Annotated in this window: 21 protein-coding genes; 5 read left to right on the top strand and 16 right to left on the bottom strand. The window is 71.6% G+C overall.

Going from position 1 to position 25,158, the window contains the following annotated elements:
- Positions 1 to 27: 27 nt before the first annotated feature.
- From ilvD to IEZ25_RS00850, 6 genes are all read right to left on the bottom strand, one after another.
- Entirely contained in the window at positions 28 to 1,719 is a 1,692-nt protein-coding gene (gene ilvD / locus IEZ25_RS00875; RefSeq protein WP_191197517.1) for a dihydroxy-acid dehydratase, read from the bottom strand.
- Positions 1,720 to 1,813: 94 nt separating this feature from the next.
- A complete protein-coding gene (locus IEZ25_RS00870) occupies positions 1,814 to 2,509 on the bottom strand; it encodes a helix-turn-helix domain-containing protein (protein ID WP_191197516.1) in 696 nt (231 codons plus the stop codon).
- A gap of 392 nt (positions 2,510 to 2,901) precedes the next feature.
- Positions 2,902 to 3,366 carry an SRPBCC family protein gene (locus IEZ25_RS00865; RefSeq protein WP_191197515.1) on the bottom strand — a complete coding sequence of 155 codons (465 nt, stop codon included), beginning with the start codon at positions 3,364 to 3,366 and terminating at the stop codon, positions 2,902 to 2,904.
- A gap of 17 nt (positions 3,367 to 3,383) precedes the next feature.
- Entirely contained in the window at positions 3,384 to 4,475 is a 1,092-nt protein-coding gene (locus tag IEZ25_RS00860; protein ID WP_191197514.1) for a WD40/YVTN/BNR-like repeat-containing protein, read from the bottom strand.
- A gap of 47 nt (positions 4,476 to 4,522) precedes the next feature.
- The gene (locus tag IEZ25_RS00855) at positions 4,523 to 5,371 is read right to left on the bottom strand and encodes an ABC transporter permease (RefSeq protein ID WP_191197513.1); all 849 of its coding nucleotides are present in this window, start codon (positions 5,369 to 5,371) and stop codon (positions 4,523 to 4,525) included.
- On the bottom strand, positions 5,368 to 6,366 hold the full coding sequence (locus IEZ25_RS00850; RefSeq protein WP_191197512.1) for an ATP-binding cassette domain-containing protein: 999 nt from the start codon (positions 6,364 to 6,366) through the stop codon (positions 5,368 to 5,370). Before IEZ25_RS00850 ends, IEZ25_RS00855 begins: the two co-directional genes overlap by 4 nt.
- Positions 6,367 to 6,428: 62 nt before the next feature.
- Between IEZ25_RS00850 and IEZ25_RS00845 the strand changes: the two genes are divergently transcribed.
- Genes IEZ25_RS00845 through IEZ25_RS00835 form a run of 3 tightly spaced genes read left to right on the top strand, consistent with a single transcriptional unit; the run spans position 6,429 to position 9,124 of the window.
- Complete coding sequence (locus tag IEZ25_RS00845; protein ID WP_191197511.1) at positions 6,429 to 7,037, top strand: PadR family transcriptional regulator; 609 nt, start codon at positions 6,429 to 6,431, stop codon at positions 7,035 to 7,037.
- Between the two features lie 9 nt (positions 7,038 to 7,046).
- On the top strand, positions 7,047 to 7,958 hold the full coding sequence (locus IEZ25_RS00840; RefSeq protein ID WP_318151966.1) for an EamA family transporter: 912 nt from the start codon (positions 7,047 to 7,049) through the stop codon (positions 7,956 to 7,958).
- Positions 7,955 to 9,124 carry a PQQ-dependent sugar dehydrogenase gene (locus tag IEZ25_RS00835; RefSeq protein WP_191197510.1) on the top strand — a complete coding sequence of 390 codons (1,170 nt, stop codon included), beginning with the start codon at positions 7,955 to 7,957 and terminating at the stop codon, positions 9,122 to 9,124. The genes IEZ25_RS00840 and IEZ25_RS00835 overlap by 4 nt, the downstream gene beginning before the upstream one ends.
- 13 nt (positions 9,125 to 9,137) lie before the next feature.
- On the opposite strand, the gene IEZ25_RS00830 is transcribed toward IEZ25_RS00835, so the two are convergent.
- From IEZ25_RS00830 to ligA, 10 genes are all read right to left on the bottom strand, one after another.
- Entirely contained in the window at positions 9,138 to 9,968 is an 831-nt protein-coding gene (locus IEZ25_RS00830) for an ECF transporter S component (protein WP_191197509.1), read from the bottom strand.
- The gene (locus IEZ25_RS00825; protein WP_191198073.1) at positions 9,965 to 11,557 is read right to left on the bottom strand and encodes an ABC transporter ATP-binding protein; all 1,593 of its coding nucleotides are present in this window, start codon (positions 11,555 to 11,557) and stop codon (positions 9,965 to 9,967) included. The genes IEZ25_RS00830 and IEZ25_RS00825 overlap by 4 nt, the downstream gene beginning before the upstream one ends.
- A 26-nt stretch (positions 11,558 to 11,583) precedes the next feature.
- The gene (locus IEZ25_RS00820) at positions 11,584 to 12,696 is read right to left on the bottom strand and encodes an energy-coupling factor transporter transmembrane component T (RefSeq protein WP_318151965.1); all 1,113 of its coding nucleotides are present in this window, start codon (positions 12,694 to 12,696) and stop codon (positions 11,584 to 11,586) included.
- Positions 12,697 to 12,701: 5 nt separating this feature from the next.
- Positions 12,702 to 13,757, bottom strand: coding sequence for a hypothetical protein (locus IEZ25_RS00815; protein WP_191197508.1), 1,056 nt, complete (start codon positions 13,755 to 13,757; stop codon positions 12,702 to 12,704).
- A gap of 307 nt (positions 13,758 to 14,064) precedes the next feature.
- A complete protein-coding gene (locus tag IEZ25_RS00810) occupies positions 14,065 to 15,429 on the bottom strand; it encodes a prenyltransferase/squalene oxidase repeat-containing protein (protein WP_191197507.1) in 1,365 nt (454 codons plus the stop codon).
- 232 nt (positions 15,430 to 15,661) lie between these two features.
- Positions 15,662 to 17,182, bottom strand: a complete 1,521-nt coding sequence (gene gatB, locus IEZ25_RS00805) for an Asp-tRNA(Asn)/Glu-tRNA(Gln) amidotransferase subunit GatB (protein WP_191197506.1) — start codon at positions 17,180 to 17,182, stop codon at positions 15,662 to 15,664.
- Positions 17,179 to 18,726 carry an Asp-tRNA(Asn)/Glu-tRNA(Gln) amidotransferase subunit GatA gene (gene gatA, locus IEZ25_RS00800; RefSeq protein WP_191197505.1) on the bottom strand — a complete coding sequence of 516 codons (1,548 nt, stop codon included), beginning with the start codon at positions 18,724 to 18,726 and terminating at the stop codon, positions 17,179 to 17,181. Before gatA ends, gatB begins: the two co-directional genes overlap by 4 nt.
- Entirely contained in the window at positions 18,726 to 19,025 is a 300-nt protein-coding gene (gene gatC, locus IEZ25_RS00795; protein WP_129400616.1) for an Asp-tRNA(Asn)/Glu-tRNA(Gln) amidotransferase subunit GatC, read from the bottom strand. The genes gatA and gatC overlap by 1 nt, the downstream gene beginning before the upstream one ends.
- Before the next feature lie 52 nt (positions 19,026 to 19,077).
- A complete protein-coding gene (locus IEZ25_RS00790) occupies positions 19,078 to 20,334 on the bottom strand; it encodes a calcium-binding protein (RefSeq protein ID WP_191197504.1) in 1,257 nt (418 codons plus the stop codon).
- Positions 20,335 to 20,418: 84 nt separating this feature from the next.
- Positions 20,419 to 22,623 (bottom strand): NAD-dependent DNA ligase LigA, encoded by a 2,205-nt coding sequence (gene ligA, locus IEZ25_RS00785; RefSeq protein ID WP_191197503.1) that lies wholly within the window; start codon positions 22,621 to 22,623, stop codon positions 20,419 to 20,421.
- Between the two features lie 204 nt (positions 22,624 to 22,827).
- Here ligA and IEZ25_RS00780 point away from each other — a divergent pair, with 204 nt between their 5' ends.
- On the top strand, positions 22,828 to 23,421 hold the full coding sequence (locus IEZ25_RS00780) for a TetR/AcrR family transcriptional regulator (RefSeq protein WP_191197502.1): 594 nt from the start codon (positions 22,828 to 22,830) through the stop codon (positions 23,419 to 23,421).
- A 100-nt stretch (positions 23,422 to 23,521) separates the two neighbouring features.
- Positions 23,522 to 25,129 (top strand): MFS transporter, encoded by a 1,608-nt coding sequence (locus IEZ25_RS00775; RefSeq protein WP_191197501.1) that lies wholly within the window; start codon positions 23,522 to 23,524, stop codon positions 25,127 to 25,129.
- Positions 25,130 to 25,158: the final 29 nt, after the last annotated feature.

Here is a 25,158-nt window from a genome sequence, read left to right as displayed (position 1 = left end):
TATCCGCCGGCCCCGCCGCCGCGTACGTCAGTAGCAGACAGCGCCGTGGGCAGCCGACTGGACGACCTTGCGGTACTTGCCGAGCACGCCGCGGGTGTACTTCGGCGGCAGCGGCTCCCATCCGACCGCCCGCTGGGCGAGCTCGGCCTCGTCGACGTGGACGTCGAGGGTCATGTTGGCCACGTCGAGAGTGATCTGGTCGCCGTCGCGCACGAACGCGATCGGTCCACCGTCGCTCGCCTCGGGGGCGATGTGGCCGACGCAGAGTCCGGTCGTGCCGCCGGAGAAGCGTCCGTCCGTGATGAGCAGGACGTCCTTGCCGAGGCCGGCGCCCTTGATCGCTCCGGTGATGGCGAGCATCTCGCGCATGCCCGGACCGCCCTTGGGACCTTCGTAGCGGATGACCACCACGTCGCCCGGCTTGATCGCGCCCTCGGTCAACGCGTCGAGCGCCTTGCGCTCGCCGTCGAAGACCCGAGCGGTGCCGGTGAACGTGGAGTCGTCGAATCCGGCGCTCTTGACCACGGCACCGTCCGGGGCCAACGAGCCCTTGAGGATCGTCAGGCCGCCGGTGGCGTGGATGGGCTTGCCGAGCTCGCGCAGGATCACGCCGTCGAGCGGCTTGGGGTCGAGCTCGGCGAGGTTCTCGGCCATCGTCTTGCCGGTGCAGGTCAGCACGTCGCCGTGCAGGTGACCAGCGTCGAGGAGTGCCTTGAGCAGCACGGGGATGCCGCCGACACGGTCGAAGTCGGTCCACACGAACTTGCCGAACGGCTTCATGTCGGCCAGGTGCGGGACCGTCCGGCCGATCCGGGTGAAGTCGTCGAGGGTCAGGTCGACCTCGGCCTCGCGGGCGATCGCGAGCAGGTGGAGCACCGCGTTGGTCGAGCCGCCCAGGGCCATCGCCATCGCGATCGCGTTCTCGAAGGCGGGGCGGGTCATGATCTGGCGCGCGGTGATGCCCTGGCGGAGCATCTCGACCACGGCCTCGCCGGACTTGTGGGCGAACCCGTCGCGGCGACGGTCCACGGCCGGCGGGCTCGAGCTGCCGGGCAGCGACATGCCCAGCGCCTCGGCGACGCTGGCCATCGTGTTCGCGGTGTACGCCCCGCCGCAGGCGCCCTCCCCCGGACAGATCGCGCGCTCGATCTCGTCGACCTTCTCGCGGGTGATCTTGCCCGCCAGGCACGCGCCGACGGCCTCGAAGGCGTCGATGATCGTCACGTCCTTGCCGTCGACCTGGCCGGGCATGATCGTGCCGGCGTAGAGGAAGACGCTGGCCAGGTCGAGCCGCGCCGCCGCCATCAGCATGCCCGGCAGCGACTTGTCACAGCCGGCCAGCAGCACCGAGCCGTCGAGCCGCTCGGCCATCATCACGGTCTCCACCGAGTCCGCGATGACCTCACGGCTGACGAGGGAGAAGTGCATGCCCTCGTGGCCCATGGAGATGCCGTCGGAGACCGAGATCGTGCCGAACTCCAGCGGATACCCGCCTGCGGCGTGCACGCCGCTCTTCACGGCCTTGGCGAGCCGGTCGAGAGACAGGTTGCAGGGAGTGATCTCGTTCCAGCTCGACGCGACGCCGATCTGCGGCTTGGCCCAGTCGTCGTCGCCCATGCCTACCGCCCGGAGCATCCCTCGCGCGGCGGTCGCCTCGAGGCCGTCGGTGACGGCTCGGCTCCGGGGCTTGATGTCGGGGGCGTCGGATGCGTCGGTCATGCGCCTCAGGCTAGTGCTCCGTCCCGGGCACGGGTCACGCTGTCTCATCCGACCCGCACCGACTGCCCGAGCCGCGGCCTGTCCGCCCGGGGACTCAGGCAGCCAGCCGCCCAGCCCGACGTGACGCCCGCAGGTCGTCCTGGTGCTGGGCCTCGGCCACGCACTGGGTAAGGGACGGATGGTCGACCGGCGTGCCCCGGACGTAGCGCTCGATCCGGCGCAGGTGCGGACTGATGCGCGCGCGGACCATCGGGTCGCGTCGCGCCCGCGACGTGTCCTGCCACGCGTAGTAGGCCGCCATCGTCGAGACCACGCCCGGTGGCACGCGCCAGCCGTTCACCCGCGGGTCCGTGTGCGCGGGGAAGCGGCTCCCCGACCGCGTGCGCACACCGTCGTTGCGCATCGGCTCGACCTGCTCCCCCGTCTTCTCGTCGACCACCAGCGCGCCGAGCCCGGCCATCTCGAAGAGGCGCTCCATGACGCTCGAGCGCGGACTCGTCCGCCCCGTCTCCCAGCGCGCCACCACCGACTGCGACACGCCCAGCAGCGCGGCCAGGCCTCGTTGCGACACGTCGAGGATCCGCCGTACCCGCCGCACCATCCCCGGGATCTCCCCGCCGAAGGGCCCGAGGCAGAACCACGCCCACTCGTCATCGGTCCACTCCGAGCGACTCTCGAGCCACCGCACCCTGCTCTCGCGCCGCGCGCGCTTGTCGTCGAACCTCTCCCTGAGACGCTCCGTCAGCTCGTCTTTCTGCGCGCCTCCCTGCGTGCCCGTCCGCGTGTCCATCAAGCCGTCCCGGTCGATGACCATGTCTCTCCCCCGCTCTCGCCGGTCGATGTCGTCAGCCCATTCCAGAGCGAGTCACCGACGCCGGAACGAACCTGTCCACAGCGCACCGGCGTACGTGCCGTCAGCCACCCCTGTGGACGATTCGTGGCCCGGCTCGGGGCCGGAGCCTCCGCGACCGGATCCGGCGGCGCCACCACCGTCGCCCGCCCCGACACTGGCTCATGAGTCCCTCAGAGACTCATCGCGCAGGACGCGGTGCGACACCCGCGCCCACCGGTTGAGTCGCTCAGAGACTCACGGCCGAGGGTCGGCGACGGGGATGCGAACGAGGCCCCGGGCGGCGACCGCGGCAGATGGCATCGAGGCTCCTGGGGCGAGGGAGCCGAGGGTCAGGCGCGCTCGGCTTCCCGCTTGAGGGAGGCCAGCCCCTTCTCGAAGTCGCCTCCGATGGCCTTGTCGAGGAAGAGCTTGCCCAGGACGCCCATCGCGGCGTTGCGGCGACCCGTCATCGTCCAGGTCACGTCGGTCACATCGGTGGCTCCGGCCGCCGGCGCGAGACTGAAGGTCGTCACGTTCGTGGCCTTGAACGGCTTGACGAACTCCAGGTCGACGACGACGGCCGACGGCGTCGACTCGGTGATCCGCATCTGGCCCTCGCCGGCCTTCTTGTTGCCCGACCAGCGGTACGTCGATCCGACGCCGTGGTCGGGGCCGGCGTACTCGCGGTGCAGCTCGGGGTCGACGCCCTCCCACGGCGACCACTTCTGCCACTCGCGGAAGTCGTCCACGAGCGCGTGGACCTGCGTGGGACCAGCAGCGACGCGGGTGCTGCGGGAGAGCGAGAAGTCGGCCATGGCGGCGAGCGTAGACCTCAGGGAAGCTGCGCGGCGCGGACGACGAGTACGTCGGGGAGGTTCTCGTTCACCTGGCGCCAGGACTCGCCCTCGTCGGGCGAGGCCCACACGCCGCCGTTGCGACCGCCGAAGTAGAGACCGACGCGGTCATGGTCGTCGACGCACATCGCGTCGCGCATCACGGCCGTGTAGTAGCCGTCGGGCAGCACGCCCTCGCCCAGCGGCGCCCACGAGGCGCCCGCGTCGGTGGTGCGGTAGACGCGCGCCTTGCCGTCGACCGGCCACCTGGCCTCCGCGCCGGTGATCGGGAAGCTGTACGCCGTGTCCGCACGGTGCGGGTGCGCCACCATCGCGAACCCGAACTCGGTCGGCAGGCCCGGAGCGATGTCCTGCCAGGACGATCCGCCGTCGTCGGAGCGGTAGACGCCGCCGTGGTTCTGGAGGTAGAGGCGATCGGGGTCGGCCGCGTCACGGGCCACCTTGTGCACGCACTGGCCGAACTCGGGATAGTTGCGCTCCCCCGGGAAGAACTCGGCCTTCACCCCGGTGTTGGACGGCGCCCAGTGCTCGCCGCCGTCCGCGGTGGCGTACACCCCGCCGGTCGACAGCGCGGCGAGCACGTGCTCGCCGTCGCGCGGATCGGGCAGGATCGTGTGGAAGGCCTGCCCGCCGAATCCCGCGTCCCACTCGGCACGGTGAGGGTGGTCCCACAGGCTCCGGACGAGCGAGAACGTCTCACCGCGGTCGGTCGAGCGGAACACGGCCCCGGGCTCGGTCCCCGCCCACACCACGTCGTCCTCGAAGCCCGGCTGGAGCTGCCAGACGCGGGCGAGGGACGCGCCGGTGTCCTCGGGGAAGCGGGCCGCGCCGTTGGGCGTGCCGTCCCACGTCGTGCCCAGGTCGTCGGAGCGCCACACCTGGGGCCCGAGCCAGCTCGACGAGGCCCCGGCGAGCAGCCGCGGCGTCGGTCCTCGCCGGTCGATCAAGACGGAGTAGACCTCTTCCATCGGGAAGTGCGGTCCGGTCCAGTCCCAGGAGGTCCGGGCCTCGTCCGAGGTCCCGAGCCACATGCCCTTGCGGGTTCCGACCATGAGCAACGTGCGCGACATGGGTATCTCCTTCGGGGATCGTTGCGGGTGGGGTGTCGTGCAGCGGGTCATTGCATCGTGCGGTTGCGGAAGACCTTCAGCGCGAGCGGTGCGACCACGGCGGTGATCGCCACGGTCCACAGGACGGTGAACAGCACCGGGTGCTGGAGCGGCAGGTGGGCATCGGCGGGCGCCGGGCCGGTGTTGCCCCAGAGCTCGCGCACGGCCTGGACGAGCGCGGAGATCGGGTTCCATTCGGCGATGGCGCGCAGCACCGGCCCCATGGCCTCCGAGGGCGCGAACGCGTTGGAGAGGAAAGTCAGCGGGAACATCGTGGTGAACATGACCCCGTTGACCGCCTCGACCGACCGCATCGAGGAGCCGACGAGGATGCCGACCCAGATCATCGCGAAGCCCCACAGCAGCAGGAGGCCGTACGCCGCCAGCGCGTCGAGGACCGAGCCCCGGATCCGCCAGCCCACGATCAGCCCGGTCAGCGACATCACGACGATGCCGATGAACGAGTGCGTGATGCTCGACATGCTGCGCCCCACGAGGATCGCGGCCGGGTTGATGGGCAACGACCGGAACCGGTCGACGATCCCCTTGTCGATGTCGGCGGTGAGACCGATGGCGACGACGAACGAGGCGAACGCGATCGTCTGTCCCATGATCCCGCCGAGCAGCCACTCGCGGTAGCCGGTGGGCGCCGCCACCGCGATCGCACCCCCGAAGACGTAGGCGAAGAGCAGCACGAACATCACCGGTTGGATGGTGACGTCGAGGAGCATCTCCGGCATCCGCTTGATGTGGATCAGGTTGCGCCGGAAGATCGTCACCGACTGGTGCCACAGCGACGTGTGCCGGATCTCCGGGCGCTCGATGGCGCGGCGGGTGGTGGGGCTGGTCTGGCTCATGCGCGCACCTCCGCGGGCGAGGAGGACTGGTCCTCGATGTCGGCGCCCGCGTCCTCGTCGGCGCGATGGCCGGTGAGGTTGAGGAAGACGTCGTCGAGGCTGGGGCGCTGGAGCCCGAGGTCGTCGATCTCGATGCCACTGCCGTCGAAGATCGCAGCGATCCGGGTGATGTCGTGCAGTCCCTCGGCCGGGGCGGTGATCCGGCGTGCCGGCTCGTCGACGTGGGCCTCGAGACCGGCTCCCCGCACCCGCTCGACGGCGGCCGCGAGGTCCTCGGCGCGCGAGACGGTGACGACGAGCGAGGCCTTGCCGGAGGCGTCCTTGAGCTGCATCGGCGTGCCGTGGGCGATGATCGTGCCGCGGTCGATGACGACGATGTCGTCGGCGAGCTGGTCGGCCTCCTCGAGGTACTGCGTCGTCAGCAGCAGCGTCGTGCCGTCGTCGACCAGGTCGTGGAGCACGTCCCAGAGCTCGACGCGGCTGCGCGGGTCGAGGCCGGTCGTCGGCTCGTCGAGGAACAGCACGGGCGGGGTGGCGACGAGACTCACCGCGAGGTCGAGACGTCGGCGCATGCCCCCGGAGTACGTCTTGACCACGCGCCCCGCGGCGTCGGTGAGCGAGAACCGCTCGAGCAGCTCCTCGGACACCCGGTCGATCGTGCGCCGGTCGAGCCCGTAGAGGCTGCCGATGAGCCACAGGTTCTCCCGACCCGTGAGCAGCTCGTCGACCGTGGCGGACTGACCGGTCAGGCCCATCGAGCGGCGCACGGCCGCCGGGTCCTCGAGCACGTCGTGGCCGGCCACGCGCGCCGTGCCGCGCGTCGGCCGGGTGAGCGTCGTCATCATCCGGACGGTGGTCGTCTTCCCGGCGCCGTTGGGCCCGAGCAGCCCGAGCACGGATCCTCGCGGCACCTCGAAGCTGACGTCGTCGACCGCCAGCGTGTCGCCGAACCGCTTGACCAGCCCCACGGCCTCGATCGCATGGTCGTGTCCCACCGGATCCCCCGTCGTCGCGCCTGCGTGACTATTCCGATTAGGAACACTACTCTTCGGCGGAGATGAGTCAAGACATCCCGGTGACCGGATACGCGATCCTCGGCCTGCTGACGTTCGGCGACGAGCTGACCGGCTACGAGGTCAAGCAGCGCGCCGACATCACGCTGCGCTTCTACTGGGTCGCACCCGCGATGAGCCAGATCTACACCGAGCTGCGCCGGCTCACCGACCACGAGCTGGTGGCTGCCCGTGCCCGGCACGACGGCGGCCGCGAGGTCACGACGTACGCCATCACCGACGCGGGCCAGGCGGCGCTGCGCGCGTGGATGGACCACACCCCTGCGGGTTTCCCGGTCCTCAAGCACACCGTGCTGCTGCGCCTCCTGATCGGTCACGTCACCGCGCCGGACGAGACGCGGCGGATGCTGCACGAGTACGTCGACGAGCTGGCGCGGGCCAGGGAGGACCTCACCGGCGTGCGCGAGATGCTCCGGGGCGCCGACGAGCCCGGCGAGCCGTTCCGCTTCCCCTCGCTGGTGGCCGACTGGGGGCTCGACTACTTCGCTGCCGAGACCCGGCACGCGCAGCGCGCCCTGGAGAGCCTGGCCACGCACGGCCCCGGGGACGGCGACGGTGAGACCAGCGGCGAGGGCACCGACTCCCCTGCCTAGGCTTGGCCCGTGACCCAGCGAGCGAGCCGAGAGCTGCTCGGCCCCGTGGGTCTGGTGCTCGTCGGCATCGCGTCGGTGCAGGTCGGCGCCGCGATCGCGAAGAGTCTCTTCGACGAGATCTCCCCGACCGCGATCGTGTGGCTCCGACTGATGACCAGTGCACTGGTCCTCGCCCTGGTCGCCCGACCCCGCCTGACCGGGCGCACCCGCCGGGACTGGCTGGTCGTCCTGGGGTTCGGCGCCAGCCTGGCCACGATGAACTGGGGCATCTACCAGTCGTTCTCCCGGATCCCCCTCGGCATCGCGGTCACGATCGAGTTCATCGGGCCGCTCACCCTGGCCGTGCTCGGCTCGCGGCGCGCCCGCGACCTGGTCTGGGTGCTGCTGGCCGGGTGCGGCGTCGTCCTGCTCGGCTTCCAGCGGTCCGACCTGGACCTCCTCGGCGTGCTGTACGCCCTGCTAGCCGGCGCGGCGTGGGCGGCGTACATCCTGCTCAGCGCCAGCACCGGCCGGCGGTGGGCCGGCTTCGACGGCCTCGCGGTCGCCAGCGTCGTCGCAGCGCTCGGCATGACGTTGCCCGCCCTCCTGGCGAGCGGCACCGGACTCTGGGACGGACGGATCCTGCTGATCGGCGCACTCGTCGGCCTGCTGAGCTCGGTCATCCCCTACAGCTGCGAGCTCGTTGCCCTGCGCAGCCTGCGTCCCGCCGTCTTCGGCATCCTGATGAGTCTCGAGCCCGCCGCGGCGGCGCTCGCAGCCATCGTCGTGCTCCACGAGCACCTCTCCCCGGTCCAGTGGCTGGCGATCGCCTTCGTGGTCGCCGCGTCGATCGGCGCGACCCGCTCGGGAGCTCCGCTCGGCGACCCTCCCGGCCACGAAGAGGGCGAGCGTTCGACCGCACCGGGCACAATCGCCACATGAGATCGCGCCCGCCCGTCTCCTCGCCGGCCCCTCGGCGCGCACTGTCCGCGCTGGCGCTCACGCTGGCCGTCGCCACCGGGTGCTCCAGCAACACGCCCGAGCCGATCCCCCGCGTCACCCAACCCACGGACCAGCCGAGCCAGCCGACCCCGAGTGACGCACCGACGGACGAGCCGGGTGACGGCGACGGCCGCACCGCCGAGCCCGAGGCGCTCGGCACCCTCGTCGACCAGCTCGAGGTGCCCTGGGGTGTCGACTTCCTGCCGGACGGCAACGCCGTGGTCACCGAGCGGATGACCGGGCTGGTCCTCGAGATCACCCCGGACGGCAAGCGCAGCCGCCTCGGCGGCCTCGGCGCGGTGGTCCCGCAGGGCGAGGCCGGGCTCCTCGGCGTCGCCGTCTCCCCCGACTACGAGACCGACCGGACCCTGTTCTTCTACGTCACCACCGGCTCGGACAACCGGGTCGTCAAGGCCGTCGTCGACGACGACCAGCTCGGCGACCCGACGGTCATCCTCGACGGCGTCCCCGCCGGCTTCATCCACGACGGAGGCCGGATCGCGTTCGGCCCCGACGGCTACCTCTACGTCACCACCGGCGAGACCGGTGATCCCGAGCTCGCCCAGGACCCGGACAGCCTGGCCGGCAAGATCCTGAGGATCACCGTCGACGGCGAGGCCGCCCCCGGCAACCCGACGAACGGCTCGCCCGTCTGGTCGCTGGGTCACCGCAACGTCCAGGGCCTGGCCTGGGACGACGAGGGCCGGCTCTGGGCCTCGGAGTTCGGTGACTCGGAGTTCGACGAGCTCAACCTCATCGAGAAGGGCGGCAACTACGGCTGGCCCGAGGTCGAGGGCAGCGGCGGTGGGCCGGAGTTCATCGACCCCCAGCTGGTCTGGCCGGTCGACCAGGCCTCCCCGAGCGGGTTGGCGTACGCCGACGGGCGGCTGTGGATGGCTGGCCTCCGCGGGCAGCGGCTGTGGCGGATCGACATCGACAGGGCCGGCGACGCCGTGCGGCCGAAGGCGTTCTTCACCGAGGACTACGGCCGGCTGCGCACCGTCGTCACGGCTCCCGACGACACCCTGTGGCTGACCACGTCGAACAAGGACGGCCGCGGCAACCCGACTCCCGCCGACGACCGGATCATCCGGATCCGGCCCTGAGTCTCTCCGCGACTCAACCGGGTCGCACGACCGCGCGGCGTGCGGCGCGGCGCAGGGTGGTCAGGATCGCCGGCCCGAGGACGACGATGGCGACGCCCGTCGTGATCGCGCGACCGGTGTCCCAGCCGCCGGTCGACGTCAGCAGCGTGTAGACGAGGAAGCGGTGGGCGTTCTCGAGGACAGGGGCACCGGCGACGTACGCCAGCGAGCCCTCGTGGCCCGGCACGACGATGCCGAGGGTGAACGGCCAGGAGCTGAGGTTCATCAGCAGGCCGTAGAGGTAGGAGGCGACGACGGCGTAGGCGACCAGCATCGCGATCTCCGCGCGACCGGTGACCCGGCGCGGCAGCAGTCCGGCGAACATCCCCACCCAGGCCGAGCAGATCATCTGGAACGGCAGCCACGGGCCCACCCCGGCGGTCAGCAGGGCCGAGGCGAACAGCGAGGTGCAGCCCAGGACGAACCCGAACCCTGCGCCGAACACGCGACCGCCCAGCACGAGCAGGAAGAACACCAGCTCGATGCCGGCGGTGCCGGCGCCCAACCCGCGCATCACCGCGTTGATCGCCGACAGCACCCCGAGGACGGCGAGGACTCGCGAGTCAATGCCTCCCTCGCCCATCTCGGCGAGCACGACGACCATGACCAGCGGGAGCAGGGCCAGGAAGACGAACGGTGGCTCGACCCGCTCCCCCGGTTGCGCCGCGAGCAGCAGCGGCCAGCAGAGCATCATCAACCCGGCCAGCGAGGCCAGGACCAGCACGACCGCGGTCCGGGGACCGATCGGGAGGGCGACGCCCGGCACCGCCCGCTCCGCGCGGGTGGACCGTTCGACCGTGCTCATGCCCGAGCCTCCCCGAGCGCGGCGGCGACTTCCTCGACCACGAGCCAGGGAGCGCCCAGCACCTTCGTCACCTGCGGGGCGAACGACGGCGACTCGGCGAGCACCCGGCGCGGAGGGCCGGACGACACGACCTCGCCGTCGGCCATCACCACGACCTCGTCGGCGACGTGGGCGGCGAACTCGACGTCGTGGGTCGCCAGCATGATCGCGCGTCCCTCGGCGGCCAGGTCGGCGACGATGCGGGCCAGCTCGCCCTTCCCGGCGTAGTCGAGCCCGCGGGTGGGCTCGTCGAGCAGCACGACCGGCGGACGGGCGCTGAGCACGATCGACAGCGCGAGGGCGAGCCGCTGCCCCTCGGAGAGGTCGCGGGGGTGCGAGGCCTCGTCGATGCCCGGCGCGAGTCGGTCGAGCAGCCCGCGACAGGTCCCGGAGGCAGCCTCCGCGCCGGCATCGGCGGCGGCGCACTCCTCGGCGACGGTCTCGAGGTAGAGCAGGTCGGCGGCGGTCTGCGGGACCAGCCCGACGTGCGTACGCCGCTCGGCGGGCGCGAGGTCGGCCGGATCGTCGCCGGCCACGTCGACGGTGCCCGAGCGGCGCCTGCCTGTGCCTTGGAGGGCCCAGATGAGGCTCGACTTCCCGGAGCCGTTGCGACCCATGAGCGTCGTGACCCGGCCGGCGGAGAGGGTCAGGTCGACCTCCCGCACCGCGACGTGGTGGCCGTGCACGACGCTCACGCCGCGGGCGAGCACCAGCGGGTCCGCTGCGGGCAGCCGCTTCGGCGACGGAGCAGCGAGCGCGGGAAGCGATCGGGCCTGCCGCCGCGCGTCGCGCACCGTGAGCGGGAGCGGGTCCCAACCGGCGAGCCGCCCCAGCTCGACGAGCGGCGGTGCGATCGGCGAGTCGGTGAGGATCCGGTGCGGGGTGTCCACGCGGATGCTGCCGTCCCCCGTGACCAGGCAGATCCGGTCGGCGAAGGGCAGCACCCGCTCGAGACGGTGCTCGGCGAGCAGCACCGTCAGGCCGAGGTCGTGCACCAGCCTGGTGAGGGTGGCCAGCACGTCCTCGGCCGCGGTCGGGTCGAGGGCAGAGGTGGGCTCGTCGAGGACCAGGACGCGCGGGTGCATGGTGAGGACGGAGCCGATCGCGACGCGCTGCTGCTGACCCCCGGAGAGGGTGCGCAGGTCGCGCGAGCGCAGGTCGGCGATGCCGAGCAGGTCGAGGGTCTCCTCGACGCGGCGGCGCATCGTCTCGGGCGCGATGCCGACCTGCTCCATGCCGTAGGCGAGCTCCTCCTCGACGGTGTCGGCGACGAAGCCGGCCAGCGGGTCCTGCCCGACGTAGCCCACGAGGTGCGCCCGCTCACGCGGCGGCTGGTCGACGATGCTGGCACCGTCGAGCAGCACGTCGCCGCTGAGCACGCCGCCGGTGAAGCGCGGCACCAGGCCGGTGACGACCCCGAGCAGCGTCGACTTGCCGACGCCCGTGCGGCCGGACACCAGGACCAGCTCGCCCTCCTCGAGGGTCAGGTCGACGTGGCGGAGCACCTCGTGCTCGTCGTAGCGGAACCCGATGTCGCGAAGGTCGATCACCCCGAGCCGCGGCGTGCCGTGCTCGATCACGCGGCGACCTCCCGGCGGACGACGGCGCTCGCCGGGACGGGGGTGGCGACGGCAGGCACCGTGCCGAGGATCCCGACCACGAGAGCGAGGGGAGAGAGGTACGGCGCGACGTCGACGCCCGGATAGGCGACCACGACCTGGGTGTGGGCGACATACCACCCCAGGGCGGCCACCGCCAGACCGGTGACGACCGCGACGACCTCACCGGCGCGCCACGGGTCGGGGCGGTAGCGGGTGCGCTGGACCCGGCGACCGGCACTGACCAGGCCGACGACGGCGACGACGCCGCCAGCGCCGAGCATCGGGAGCGCGAGCACGCGTGGTGCGGTCGGGTCGAGCCAGGCGTACGTGCCCACGCAGATGCCGGTCAGGGCGAGGAGGAGCAGCGAGCCGGTCAGCCGCCGCTCCCGGGTGGTCGCTCCACCGGAGCGACCGTAGCCCCGGGTGTCCATGCCCGCAGCCAAGGACAGCGACCGCTCGAGCGCGTCCTCGAGCACCGGCACCAGGAAACGGCGCAGCCGGCCCACCCCCGTCGTGGTCCCCCCGCGCAGGGCCTGGGCGGCGCGGACCCGCCGGGCACTGTCGGCGAGCTGGGGGAAGATCGTGACCGCCACGACCAGGGCCGTGCCGATCTCGTAGAGCGCCGGCGGCACCGAGGCGAGCAGCCGCTTGGGGTTGGCCAGGGAGTTGGCGGCGCCCACGCAGAGGATGACCGCGGCCAGCCGGAGCCCGTCGTAGAGACCGGCGAGCAACGCCTCGCTCGTGACGGGGCCGAGCAGCCGCACTCCGGCGGCCCAGTCCGGCAGCGGGATCTCCGGCAGGTCGAGCAGCACGCGTCCGATCTCCTGGCCGCCGAACACGATCCGGAACCCCACGCGCACCACGACGGTCACCGCGGCCAGCAGCGCGTACAACCGGAACGAGCGGCCGAACGGGTGCCCCGAGCGCCGTGCCATGACCACCACGGTCGCCGAGCCCATGAGCAGGAGCAGCAGCAGGGGGTTCGTGGTCAGGGAGGCTGCCGTGGCCAGCCCGATCGCCCAGGTCCACCAGGCGATCGGGTGCAGGTCACGCGGCAACGCTCCTGACGTCAGGGCCGGTCCGGTCACGCGGGTCAGGCTCCCCGCCGTCGACGGGCCACCAGCGCGCTGACCAGGATCGCGCCGGCGAGCAGCACGAACACGGCCCAGGCGAGCGGTGCGGGCACGCGACCGGGCGGGTCGGCGGACGGCTGAGCCGCCTCGGAGGACGGCGCGGGCGTTGAGTCTGTCGGAGACTCAGACGTCGATGCGGACGGCTCCGCGCCCTCGCCCGGACCGTCACTCGGGGCCGCACCGGGAGTCGAGTCTCCAGGAGACTCACCCTTGCGATCGCCGCCGGCACCCCCTCCGGAGCCGCCACTGTCGGTTGAGTCTCCCGGAGACTCAACCTCCAGTGGCGCCACGGACGGGTCGCTGGAGGCCGAACCGGACGGGGTCGCCGACGCGGTGGGGCTCGAGCTGGGACTGGCGCTGGGCGTGGGGCTCGGGCTGGGACTCGGACGACCGCCCTTCTTGCCGCCGTCCTTGCCACCCTTCCCGCCGTCCTTGCCGCCCTTCCCGCCGCCGGCTGGACCATTCCCCGTGCCACTGGTCGGGCTGGCGGAGGGCGAGGCGGTGGGGCTGGAGGCCGGACTGGGAGCAGCGACCGGCGGCGCGACAGCCGGCGGGACGACCGTGCTCGGAGTGCGGCCCTGCTGCCAGGACCAGCCCACAGACCCACCCGCCGGAACGACGAGGCCGCCGACGCCGGCGGAGGCGTACGTCCACGAGCCGCGCGTGCCGTCGGACCACCAGAGACCCCAGTACGCGTCTGGCGGAGAGGTGTTCACGCACGGAGCGTCTGCAGGTGCTCCGCCGACGCGGCAGACGAAGCCCGGCTGTCGCTGGGCGTAGTCGATCGTGACGCCGACGGACGCGAAGATCGCCGCCGCGCTCTGGCCCCCGCCGTTCTCCAGGCAGGCGGTCACGGCGCTGGCACCGAGCTCTCGGAAGTCGACGACGACGCTCACGCCCCCGCCGGAGGCGCAGGTGGCTGCCGAGGCCGTCGGCGTCATCGACGAGGGTGCGAGCAGGACCGACCCGAGCACGAGCACGATGCTCGCCAGAGTCCTGGCGAGGATGCGGTCCATGGGTACCTCCCTCACTGCGACAGCGAGGAAGGCGGTGGCCGCTCCCCGCTGCGTTCCGCGACAGCGATGGTGTTCAGGACGCGTCGAGGCGGGTGTTCCGGCTCGCACGGGTGCTCCCCGTGCCCACGGTTGCGGGTCAGCGCCGGATTCGGACCGGCTTTCCCCAGCTCGGGCGTGTGCGGTGCCGGCCCGGGCGGGCACGGCCTAGGAAGGGTAACCCCGGTGGCCCGCAGACGCACTTCGGCCCGGCGTCGCGAGGACGCCGGGCCGAAGGAGTCTCACCACGTGCCGTGGCGGGACGGGTGGATCAGTTGCGCACGCGGATCGACGTACGAGCCTCGTCGCTCGAGGTCTTCACCAGGGCCACGCGGCGCTGGTTGCCGACCGGGAGCTTGAGCTTGCGGACGATCGCGCCGCCCGAGGTCTTGCCCTTGATCGCCTTGAAGTCACCCTTGACCTGCATGCAGGCGCTCTCACCGGGGGCGATGCCGAACACGCGGAACTGCGGACGGTCGCCCGCGCGGGCCTCCTTGCGCACCGACTGGATGCGGAACACGTCGTTGCTGGCCGGGGCGAACTGCAGGCCGAGCACGGCCTGGGCGGTCGCACGACGCCACTCGTCACGGGTGTCGGCGGTGAGGCCGGTGGTCGTCGAGGCGTTGATCCGGTCCTTGCGGTAGGCAACGGCGCCCGTGTCCTTGGTCAGCGCCGTGCGGCACTTGTACTTGTAGACGGGCTGGTTCTTGCGCACCCACAGGGCCGCCTTCATGGCCGGGCCGCGGTTCTTCAGCAGACCGAACGCGTAGGCCGCCAGAGAGGTCGTGTTGGTGTTGATCTGGGCGTCGGTGCCAGCGCTGCGGACGGCACCGCTGCCACGCTGACGAGCCGCCAGCCATGTGTTGGCCTTCGCGAGCGCGTCCTTGACGGCCTGGCTGGTGTCACCGGACTCGACGAGGTTGATCATCGCCAGCGCGGTGGCGTCGGGGTCGGCCTCGCTGCCGGCCACGCCGTCGGTGCACGACTGGTTCGGCACGTCGGCCTTGGCGAAGTTGAGGCGGAAGGCACCCGAGGAGCACTGCTGCTTGAGCAGGAAGTCGCGGGCAGCCGCGGCCTCGGTGGACTTCGCGAGCGTCAGGGCACGCACGGCGTAGGACTGGCCCACGACGTTGGCGAAGTTGCCCGACTCCGACTGGTCGAAGATGCGACCGGCGTAGGCCGCCTCCTGCGGCTTCGCCGCAGGGTCGGCCGGCACGTCGGCGGTGCGCTGCTCGAGCTCGGTGACCAGGTTGCGGCCGCCGAAGCTGGTCGGGTTCTTGGCAGCCACGCGCACGAAGGTCGCCGCCTTCGCCAGGGCACCGGCGTACGACTCCTTCGTGCCGTCACCGACGTAGTCGGCGAGGCGCGTCTCGAGGGCGTTGGAGATCGCGGTGATGTGCACGCCCTGGCGCGGAACGGTCGACAGCGCCATGCCCGCGTCGAGCGTGAGGCCGATGTCGGGCCCGTTCTTGGTGATGATGACGCCGTTGGTCAGCTCACCGGCCAGCCACTCGGCGGCGACGGTCGAGGGGGTGCTGTCGGTGCCGGCCATCGCGGGCGAGGGCGCCGCGGTGGCCGAGGGGGCAACCAGCAGACCCGCGGAGAGAGCACCTGCGGAGAGGGCTACCGCGGTCATGCGGATGGGACGATTGCGGTGGTTCATGACTTCCTTCCGGCTCGCGGGCACACGACGACGAACCGTGCGGTGCCCTCCCGAAGGGCGCGAGCGTTGAGTGGGTGATGTGACCGGTGTGACTCGCGATGACCCTAACAAGTTGTCTGGACCACTCAAATCGAGCCAGATCATCCGAAAGTCGGTGCCGAGCCCTCCTGCCGGGTCGGCAGCCGAACCGGTCAGCGCCCCAGGGTCAGCCCAGCTTCTCGAGGATCAGCTCACGCACCCGACCGGCGTCTGCCTGGCCGCGCATCTGCTTCATCACCGCACCGATGAGGGCACCGGCGGCCGCCACCTTGCCGTCGCGGATCTTGTCGGCGACGTCGGGGTTGGCGGCGATGGCGTCGTCGATCGCCGCACCGAGGGCGCCGTCGTCGGAGACCACGGCGAGGCCACGGCTGGCGACGACCTCGTCGGGCGAGCCCTCGCCGGCGAGCACCCCCTCGAAGACCTGCCGGGCGAGCTTGTCGTTGACGGTCTTGTCGTCGACCAGGGCCTGGATGCGGGCCACGTCGGCAGGCGTGATCGGCAGGTCGACGAGGTCGACGCCGTCCTCGTTGCTGCGTCGCGCCAGCTCGCCGAGCCACCACTTGCGGGCCGCCTGCGGAGCGGCCCCCTCGGCCACGGTCTCGATGACCAACCCGAGCGCGCCGGCACCGACCGTGTCGCGCATCTCCATGTCGGTGAAGCCCCACTCGGCCTGCAGCCGGGCGCGGCGCACCGTCGGGTTCTCCGGCAGCGTGCCGCGCAGCTCCTCGACCCACTCGCGGCTCGGCGCGACGGGCACCAGGTCCGGCTCGGGGAAGTAGCGGTAGTCCTCGGCGTCGGACTTCTCCCGACCACTGGTCGTGATGCCGGTGTCCTCGTGCCAGTGGCGGGTCTCCTGGAGGATCGAGCCGCCGCCGTCGAGGATCGCCGCGTGGCGCTGCATCTCGTAGCGCACGGCTCGCTCGACCGAGCGGAACGAGTTGACGTTCTTGGTCTCGGTGCGGGTGCCGAGCACGCCGCTCCCCTTGGGCGAGAGCGAGAGGTTCACGTCGGCGCGAAGGTTGCCCTGGTCCATCCGGGCCTCAGAGACACCGAGTGCCACGATCAGCTCGCGCAGCTGGGCGACGTAGGCCCGGGCGACCTCGGGTGCCCTCTCCCCCGCGCCCAGGATCGGGCGGGTGACGATCTCGATGAGCGGGATGCCGGCGCGGTTGTAGTCGACCAGCGAGTAGTCGGCGCCGTGGATGCGGCCGGTGGAGCCGCCGACGTGCAGCGACTTCCCGGTGTCCTCCTCCATGTGCGCGCGCTCGATCTCGACGCGGTAGGTCTCGGTCTCGCCCGCGTCGTTCTGGAGGTCGACGTCCATCCAGCCGTCGAAGCAGATCGGCTCGTCGTACTGAGAGGTCTGGAAGTTCTTTGGCATGTCCGGGTAGAAGTAGTTCTTCCGGGCGAAGCGGCACCACTCGGCGATGTCGCAGTTGAGGGCGAGCCCGATGCGGATCGCGGACTCGACGGCCTTGCCGTTGACGACCGGCATGGCGCCGGGAAGCCCCAGGCACGTCGGGCAGGTGCCCGCGTTCGGCTCGCCGCCGAAGGTGGCCGGGCAGCCGCAGAACATCTTGGACGCCGTGTTGAGCTCGACGTGCACCTCGAGGCCGAGGGCGGGGTCGTAGGTCGCGAGGACGTCGTCGAAGGGGACCAGGTTCGTGGCGGTGGTGGAGGTCATCGTGCCGACTCCTTCGTGGTCGAAGTGGCGAGGGCGGGCGCCCGGTCGAGCAGCGGGCCACCCCACTCGGCGGCGTGGAGCGCCTCCAGCGCGGCACCGACGCGGTAGACGCGGTCGTCGGCGAGCGCGGGTGCGAGGACCTGGAAGCCGCTGGGCAGGCCGTCCTCGTCGGCGAGGCCGTTGGGCACCGAGATGCCCGGGACGCCGGCGAGGTTGGCGGGGATGGTGGCGAGGTCGTTGAGGTACATCGCCATGGGGTCGTCGAGCTTCTCGCCCAGCTTGAACGCCGTGGTCGGCGCCGTGGGCGAGACGAGGACGTCGACCTGGCCGAAGGCCGCGTCGAAGTCGCGGCTGATCAGGGTGCGGATCTTCTGCGCCTGGCCGTAGTAGGCGTCGTAGTAGCCGCTGGAGAGGGCGTAGGTGCCGAGGATGATCCGACGCTTGACCTCGTCACCGAAGCCGGCGTCGCGGCTGGCGCGCATGACGTCCTCCGCGCTGGGGTTGCCCTCGGGCGTGACCCGCAGGCCGTAGCGCATCGCGTCGAACTTCGCGAGGTTGCTGGACGCCTCGGCCGGCAGGATCAGGTAGTAGGCGGCGAGCGCGTGCACGAAGGACGGGCACGACACCTCGACGACCTCGGCGCCCGCCTTGACCAGCGCCGCGACCGACTCGTCGAAGCGAGCCATCACGCCGGGCTGCCAGCCCTCGCCGGCGAGCTCGGTGATGACGCCGACCTTCACCCCCGTCATGTCGCCGGTCGAACCGGCCCGAGCGGCCTCGGTGAACGAGGGCCACTCCTGCTGGATCGAGGTCGAGTCGCGCGGGTCGTGGCCGCCGATGACGTCGTGGAGCAGCGCCGCGTCGAGGACGGTACGGGTGACCGGGCCGGCCTGGTCGAGGCTGTTGGCCAGCGCGACGAGACCGTAGCGGGAGACCCCGCCGTAGGTCGGCTTCACGCCGACGGTGCCGGTGACGGCACCGGGCTGGCGGATCGAGCCACCGGTGTCGGTGCCGATGGCGAGCGGCGCCTCGAAGGCAGCCACTGCGGCGGCCGAGCCGCCACCCGAGCCGCCCGGGATGCGGTCGAGGTCCCACGGGTTGCGGGTCGGGCCGTAGGCGGAGTGCTCGGTGGAGGAGCCCATCGCGAACTCGTCCATGTTGGTCTTGCCGAGGATCGGCAGTCCGGCCTCGCGGAGCCTGGTCACGACGGTGGCGTCGTAGGGAGAAATCCAGCCCTCGAGGATCTTCGAGCCGCAGGTCGTCGGCAGGCCGCGGGTGGCCAGCACGTCCTTGACCGCGATCGGTACGCCGTCGAGCGTCCCGCGTGCCTCGCCGCGGGCCCGGCGGGCGTCGGACTCGGCGGCCTCGGCGAGTGCGCCGTCGCGGTCGACGTGGAGGAAGGCGTGGACTCCCCGGCCATCGGGGCGAGTGTCGACCGCAGCGATGCGGTCGAGGTGGGCCTCGGTCAGCTCGACCGAGCTGACGTTGCCGGCGGCCAGCTCGTCGGCGAGAGCGGCAGCGGTGCTGCGGACGACGTCGTTCATCAGGCCTCCTCACCCAGGATGCGCGGGACGGAGAAGCGCTGCTCCTCCACGGCCGGGGCACCCGAGAGCGCTTCCTCGGCGGTCAGGCCCGGCACCACGACGTCCTCGCGGAACACGTTCGTCAGCGGGATCGCGTGCGACGTGGGCGGCACGTCGTCCCCCGCGACGCCGTTGATGGAGGCGACGGACTCGAGGATGACGCTCAGCTGCGGCGCCAGGTGGTCGAGCTCGGCGTCGGAGAGGTCGATGCGGGCGAGGGTGGCGAGGTGGGCCACTTCCTCCCGGGAGATCTCAGGCATGGCTTGATCCTAGGAGAGCGACCGCGGTCCGCCGCGCCGGGGACGGGTGCGCTCAGCAGCTGGACCGCTTCTCGGCGTTCTTGCAGGTGTCGTTGCCGCCGCGGCCGCGGGCGATGTCGAAGCCGCTGCCGCCGTCGAGGCGGTCGGGCTGGCTCGACCCGGTCATCACGTCCGCACCGCCGCGGCCGTAGATCTTCACGCGGTGGTCGGGGCTCGCGGTGATGATCTCGGAGTCGTTGCTGCCCTTGAAGATCGACAGGGCGCGGGCCGGGAGCTGGACGTCGGTGAACCCGGTGATCCTCCCCTCGAGGGTGAACGGCTGCAGGCTGCGGATCTTCGTCCTGCCGAGCTGGTCGATCCGCACGGTCGGCTTGAGCGCCGGGTTGGAGCTGGGCAGGAGACGCAGCCGGTCCTGGCCCCCGTGGCCCTTCGCGACGAACCCGGACTCGACGGGGAGCGGGAAGGCGACCGTGTCGATGCCGCTGCCGCCGCGGATGACCTGGTGCAGCTCCGACGTCGAGGTCAGGGTGTCGCTCCCGCTGCCGCCCACCAGCGTGTCGGATCCGGCCGAGCCCGTCAGGACGTCGTCGCCGGCGTCGCCGTAGAGCCGGTCGTTGCCGATCGCACCGGCTGTGTCCGCCACGATCGTGTCGTCACCACCGCGACCGAAGATGGTGTCGTCGCCACCGCGCGCATAGATCGCGTCGGCCTTGTTGGTGCCCTTGATCGTGTCGTTCAGCGCCGAGCCGTAGATCCGGATGCCCCCGTCGAACCCGGTGACGGTGTCGTTGCCGTCCGCCGCGATCGGGACGGTGGCGGCCGCGCGGAGGTCGACGACGACCGGCGCCGGGGCACTCGCGTAGGAGATGCCGTCGACCCGGACGGCTGTGTCCTCGCTCGCGGGGCGCGGGTCGTAGCCGAGGTCGATGACGTCGTCGCCGGCGCCGCCGGTGATCGTGTCGCCCTTCTTGACCACCCGGCCGAAGGGGTCGATGCGCAGCAGGTCGGCCTCGCCGAAGATCCGGTCGTCGCCGTCGCCGCCGTAGATCGTGTCGGCACCCTCACCGCCACAGATCACGTCGTTGCCGCCGAGTCCGCGGATGACGTCGTTGCCGCCCCGGGCGACGATCACGTCACGCTTCGGGGTGCCGGTGATCTTGTTGGCCCTGTCGTTGCCGACGATGGTCGCCCGAAGACCTCCGCACGTCTGCGGCGCGGCCTGCGCCGGCGCACCGAACCACACGGCGGGAGCGACCATCACGGTGAGGGTGGCAGCGGCGAGGAGCTGGCTGCGGGTCCTGGGAGTCATCTGACGACCTTTCGCTCACGCGTGCCCGAGTCGGCATCGTGGAGGTGTGACCCGGCAGCAGCGGCAAAAGTTGCCGGTCGCGGCTCACCCGTCGCTCGGGCGCTCCGGGAGGGCGTCGGGCCCCTCCTCCAGCAGCAGGGTGAACTGCTCCTCGTCGAGCACCGGCAGACCGAGCTGCTCGGCCTTGTCGGCCTTCGACCCGGCGTTCTCGCCGACCACGACGTAGTCGGTCTTCTTCGAGACCGAGCCCGACGCCTTGCCCCCGCGGCTGATGATCGCCTCCTTGACCGAGTCGCGGGTGAAGGTCTGCAGCGACCCCGTGGCCACGATCGTGAGGCCCTCGAGGGTGCGTGCGATCGACTCATCGCGCTCGTCGGCCATGGTGACGCCGGCGGCGGCCCAGGTGTCGACGATCGCGTTGTGCCACGCCGTGTTGTCGCCGACCTCGTCGGACACCTGCTCGGGGTCCGGATCCCCGTCGCTGGCACCGTGGAACCACTCGCGCACCGAGGCGGCGATGGTCGGCCCGACCCCGTCGGTGGCAGCCAGCGCCTCCTCGGAGGCCTCCCGCACCGCGCGCATCGAGCCGAGCTCGGTCGCCAGGGCTCGCGCGGCCGTCGGTCCGACGTGCCGGATGGACAGCGCGACGAGCACCCGCCACAGCGGGACCGCCGTCTTGCGCTCGTGGAGATTGGCCAGCAGGCGTACGCCGTTGGCGCTGAGCTGAGGGCCTTCCTCGCCCTTCTTGGGGGCGCGGGTGAACAGCGGTGCGGTCAGCAGCGCCGCCTCGTCGAGGCCGAACAGGTCGCCCTCGTTGACGATGGCGCCGGCGTCGAGCAGCGCGACGGCCGCTTCGTAGCCCAGCCCCTCGATGTCGAAGGCGCCGCGACCCGCGACGTGGAAGACGCGCTCGCGCACCTGCGCGGGGCACTTCTCGTGGTTGGGGCAGCGAAGGTCCTTGTCCCCCTCCTTCTGCTGGGCCAGCGGCGTCCTGCACGCCGGGCACCTGGTCGGCATGCGCCACGGCTTCAGGCCCTTCGGCCGCAGCGCCAGGACCGGGCCGAGGATCTCCGGGATCACGTCGCCGGCCTTGCGCAGGATGACGGTGTCACCGGGCCTGACGTCCTTGCGCTTGACCTCGTGCGCGTTGTGGAGGGTGGCGTTCTCCACCGTGGAGCCGGCCACCTTCGTCGGCTCCATCACGCCGTAGGGGGTGACCCGCCCGGTGCGGCCGACGTTGACCTCGATGGACCTGAGGAGCGTGTTGACCTCCTCGGGCGGGTACTTGAACGCGATCGCCCAGCGGGGCGCACGGCTGGTGGAGCCGAGGCGTCGCTGGAGCGACACGTCGTCGACCTTCACCACCAGGCCGTCGATCTCGTAGCCCACGATGGTGTGGCGGTGCTCGCCGACGTGCTCGACGAACGCCTCCACGTCGGCCATCGTCGCCACCACCCTGACCTGGTCGGAGACCGGCAGCCCCCACGCCTGCAGGGCGTCGTACGCCGCGCTCTGCGCCGTCGGCTCGAAGCCCTCGCGTGCACCGATGCCGTGGCACACCATGCCGAGGTCGCGGGTGGCGGTGACCCGGGGGTCCTTCTGCCGCAGCGACCCGGCGGCGGCGTTGCGGGGGTTGGCGAACATCGGCTTGCCCGCCTCGACCATCGAGGCGTTGAGGCGCTCGAAGGCCTCACTGGGCAAGAACACCTCGCCCCGGACCTCGACGAGCGCGGGGACCGGGTGGTCGTCGGAGCCGGTCAGCCGGTGCGGCACGGAGGCGATGGTCTTGACGTTGGGCGTCACGTCCTCGCCGGTGCGGCCGTCGCCCCGGGTGAGCGCGCGGACCAGGCGGCCGTGCTCGTAGAGCAGGTTGATAGCGAGCCCGTCGACCTTGAGCTCGCAGAGCAGCGCCGGCGCCTCGACGCCCTCGCGCAGGATCCGGGAGTACCACGACGCGAGCTCCTCGCTGGTGAACGCGTTGTCGAGGCTCTCCATCCTCTGGAGGTGGTCGACGGCGGTGAAGTCGGTCGAGACCGCACCGCCGACCCGCTGCGTGGGCGAGTCGGGCGTGCGGAGCTCGGGGAACTGCTCCTCGAGTCCCTCGAGCTCGCGCAGCCGCACGTCGAAGTCGGCGTCGGACAGCGTGGGGTCGTCGAGCACGTAGTAGCGCCACCGGGCGTCGTCGATCTGCTCGCTCAGCTCGCGGTGGCGGTCGCGGGCCTCCGGCGGCGCGGTCGCGACGGGAGTCTCCCCAGCCGAGTCGACGGCGGACGGGTCGGGCGTGCTCATGCGCACATTCTGCCGGTCCCCGCCGACACCGGCGGCGGCCTCCTCGCCCGGCACAGGTCTGGACCGGATGAAACTCGTTTGTTCCGTCGGAATAGACCTGCATACGCTGCGGTTGAGGAAACGAAACCGTTTCGTTTCATCGTGACCGCCGTCACAACCCCGTCCCACCCGCACCAGCCAGAGACCGAAGGACCGCGACGACGCATGACCCCGACCGAGACCGGCACCCGCCCCCGTGTGGAGGGCGAGCGCGAGCTGGAGATCCTCGAGGCGACGCTGCACGTCCTCGACGAGGTCGGCTACGACCTGTTCACCATGGACGCCGTCGCCACCCGCGCCAAGGCGTCCAAGGCGACGCTCTACCGCCGCTGGAAGGGCAAGCCCGAGCTGGTCGTCGCCGCGATCATGGCCCACAAGGGCGAGGCGGTCGTCCCCGACACCGGCAGCCTGCGCGGTGACCTGCTCGAGGCCTACTGCGGCAGCGGCGGGCCCAGCGACCCGATGGCGCAGTCCGTGCTCGCGGCCGTGGTCACGGCGATGACGCGCGACCCCGAGTTCGCCGAGGTCTACCGACGCGACTTCATCGCCCCCAAGATCGAGGCGTCGCGCGCGATCTACGAGCGCGCCAGGGATCGCGGCGAGCTGCACCCCGACGCCGACCTGTCGATCCTCGCGCCGTCCCTGATCGCGATCCTCATGCACCGCAGCTTCCTGCTCGGCGAGGTGATCACCCCCGAGCTCATCGCCCGGGTCCTCGACGAGGTCGTCCTCCCGGCCGCCCTCCACGGGCCGGTCTAACGACCGGCTCCCAGCCCGACCTCCTGACCACACCGCCTCCCGCTTCCTGCCCGAACCACCTGCTCCACCCGAGCTCGACCCACACTCCTGAAGGAATCCCATGACCGACCTCGCCCCCGCTGCCGTCGAAGAGGTGACCCCCGAGCAGCACAAGCGCCTGCGCTGGGCGCTCGTGCTCATCTCGCTCGCGCAGCTGATGGTGGTGCTCGACAGCACCATCGCCAACATCGCCCTCCCGTTCATCGGCCGTGACCTCGACATCAACCAGGCCAACCTGCAGTGGATCGTCACCGGCTACGCCCTGACCTTCGGCGGGTTCCTGCTGCTCGGCGGTCGGTTGGCCGACCTCTACGGCCGCCGTCGCATCTTCATGGTCGGCGTCGTCCTCTTCGCCGTCGCGTCCCTCGTCGGTGGTGCCGCACAGAACGAGGCGATGCTCCTCGGCGCCCGAGCGTTCCAGGGTCTCGGTGCCGCGATGGCCTCGCCCGCCGCTCTCGCGCTGATCGCCACGACGTTCCCCGCCGGCAAGGAGCGCAACCGCGCCTTCGCCGTGTACGCCGCCATGGCGGGCGTCGGTGCTGCCGTCGGCCTGGTCCTCGGCGGCTGGCTCACCGGCCTCGACTCGCCCCTCGGCATCGAGGGGTGGCGCTACACCTTCCTCATCGTCGTGCCGATCGGCCTCGCTGCCGCGTTCTTCGCCCCGCGCTTCTTCGACGAGTCCGAGCGCCACACGGGCTGGCTCGACGTCCCCGGCGCCATCACCGGCACCTTCGGCCTGCTCGCCATCGTCTTCGGCCTCAGCCGTGCCGGCGAGGCCGCCTACGGCTGGGACGCCCCCAGCACCATCCTGAGCCTCGTGGTCGGCGTCGCGCTGCTGGTGGTCTTCGCCGTCATCGAGACCCGCGTGCAGCACCCGCTCCTGCCGTTCCGCATCTTCGCCAGCCGCAACCGTGCGGCCGCCTTCGCGGTGATGATGATCGTCCCGGCGGCGATGTTCGCGATGTTCTTCTTCCTCTCGCTGTTCATCCAGCTCGTGGTGGGCTACTCCCCCCTCCACACGGGATTCGCGTTCCTGCCGTTCTCCATCGCGATGATCATCTCGGCCACGGTGGCCTCGAAGCTCGTCAGCACCGTCGACCCGCGCTACCTGTCGGGCATCGGCACGATCCTGTCCGCCATCGCGCTCTTCGGCTTCAGCCGGCTGTCGGTGCCCGAGAGCGCGTCCGGCATCATCGGCGCGGTGTCCAACGGACACCTGGGCGACGGCGTCAACTACTGGACCCACGTCCTGCCCTACATCGTGCTGATGGCCTTCGGCATGGGTCTCAACTTCGTCCCGCTGACCCTGGTCGCCGTCCACCGCCTCCGCGCCGAGGACTCCGGCATCGGCTCGGGCGTGCTCAACACGATGCAGCAGGTCGGCGGCGCGCTGGGCCTGGCCACGCTCAGCACGGTGGCACTGCACTTCACCACCAACCGGACCCAGGAGATCGCGCCGCAGATCGGCGCCGCGGCGCAGGGTCAGCTGTCGCAGGCCGACGTGGGCAACCTCGCCTACCTGTCCGGCTTCACCGAGGGCGCGACCCACGCGTTCCTGGTCGGCTCGATCATGATGCTGGCCGCCTCTGCGGTCGTGTGGATCTTCCTCAACGTCAAGCACGAGGAGCTCGCGACCGATGACGCACCCGAGGGTGTCGCGGTCCACTGAGCCCACCCGGAGCACGCGCGCGAGGGAGG

This window comes from Nocardioides hwasunensis, assembly GCF_014779665.1.
Taxonomy (GTDB): domain Bacteria; phylum Actinomycetota; class Actinomycetes; order Propionibacteriales; family Nocardioidaceae; genus Nocardioides; species Nocardioides hwasunensis.
This window is presented reverse-complemented; position numbering and strand designations above follow the sequence as displayed.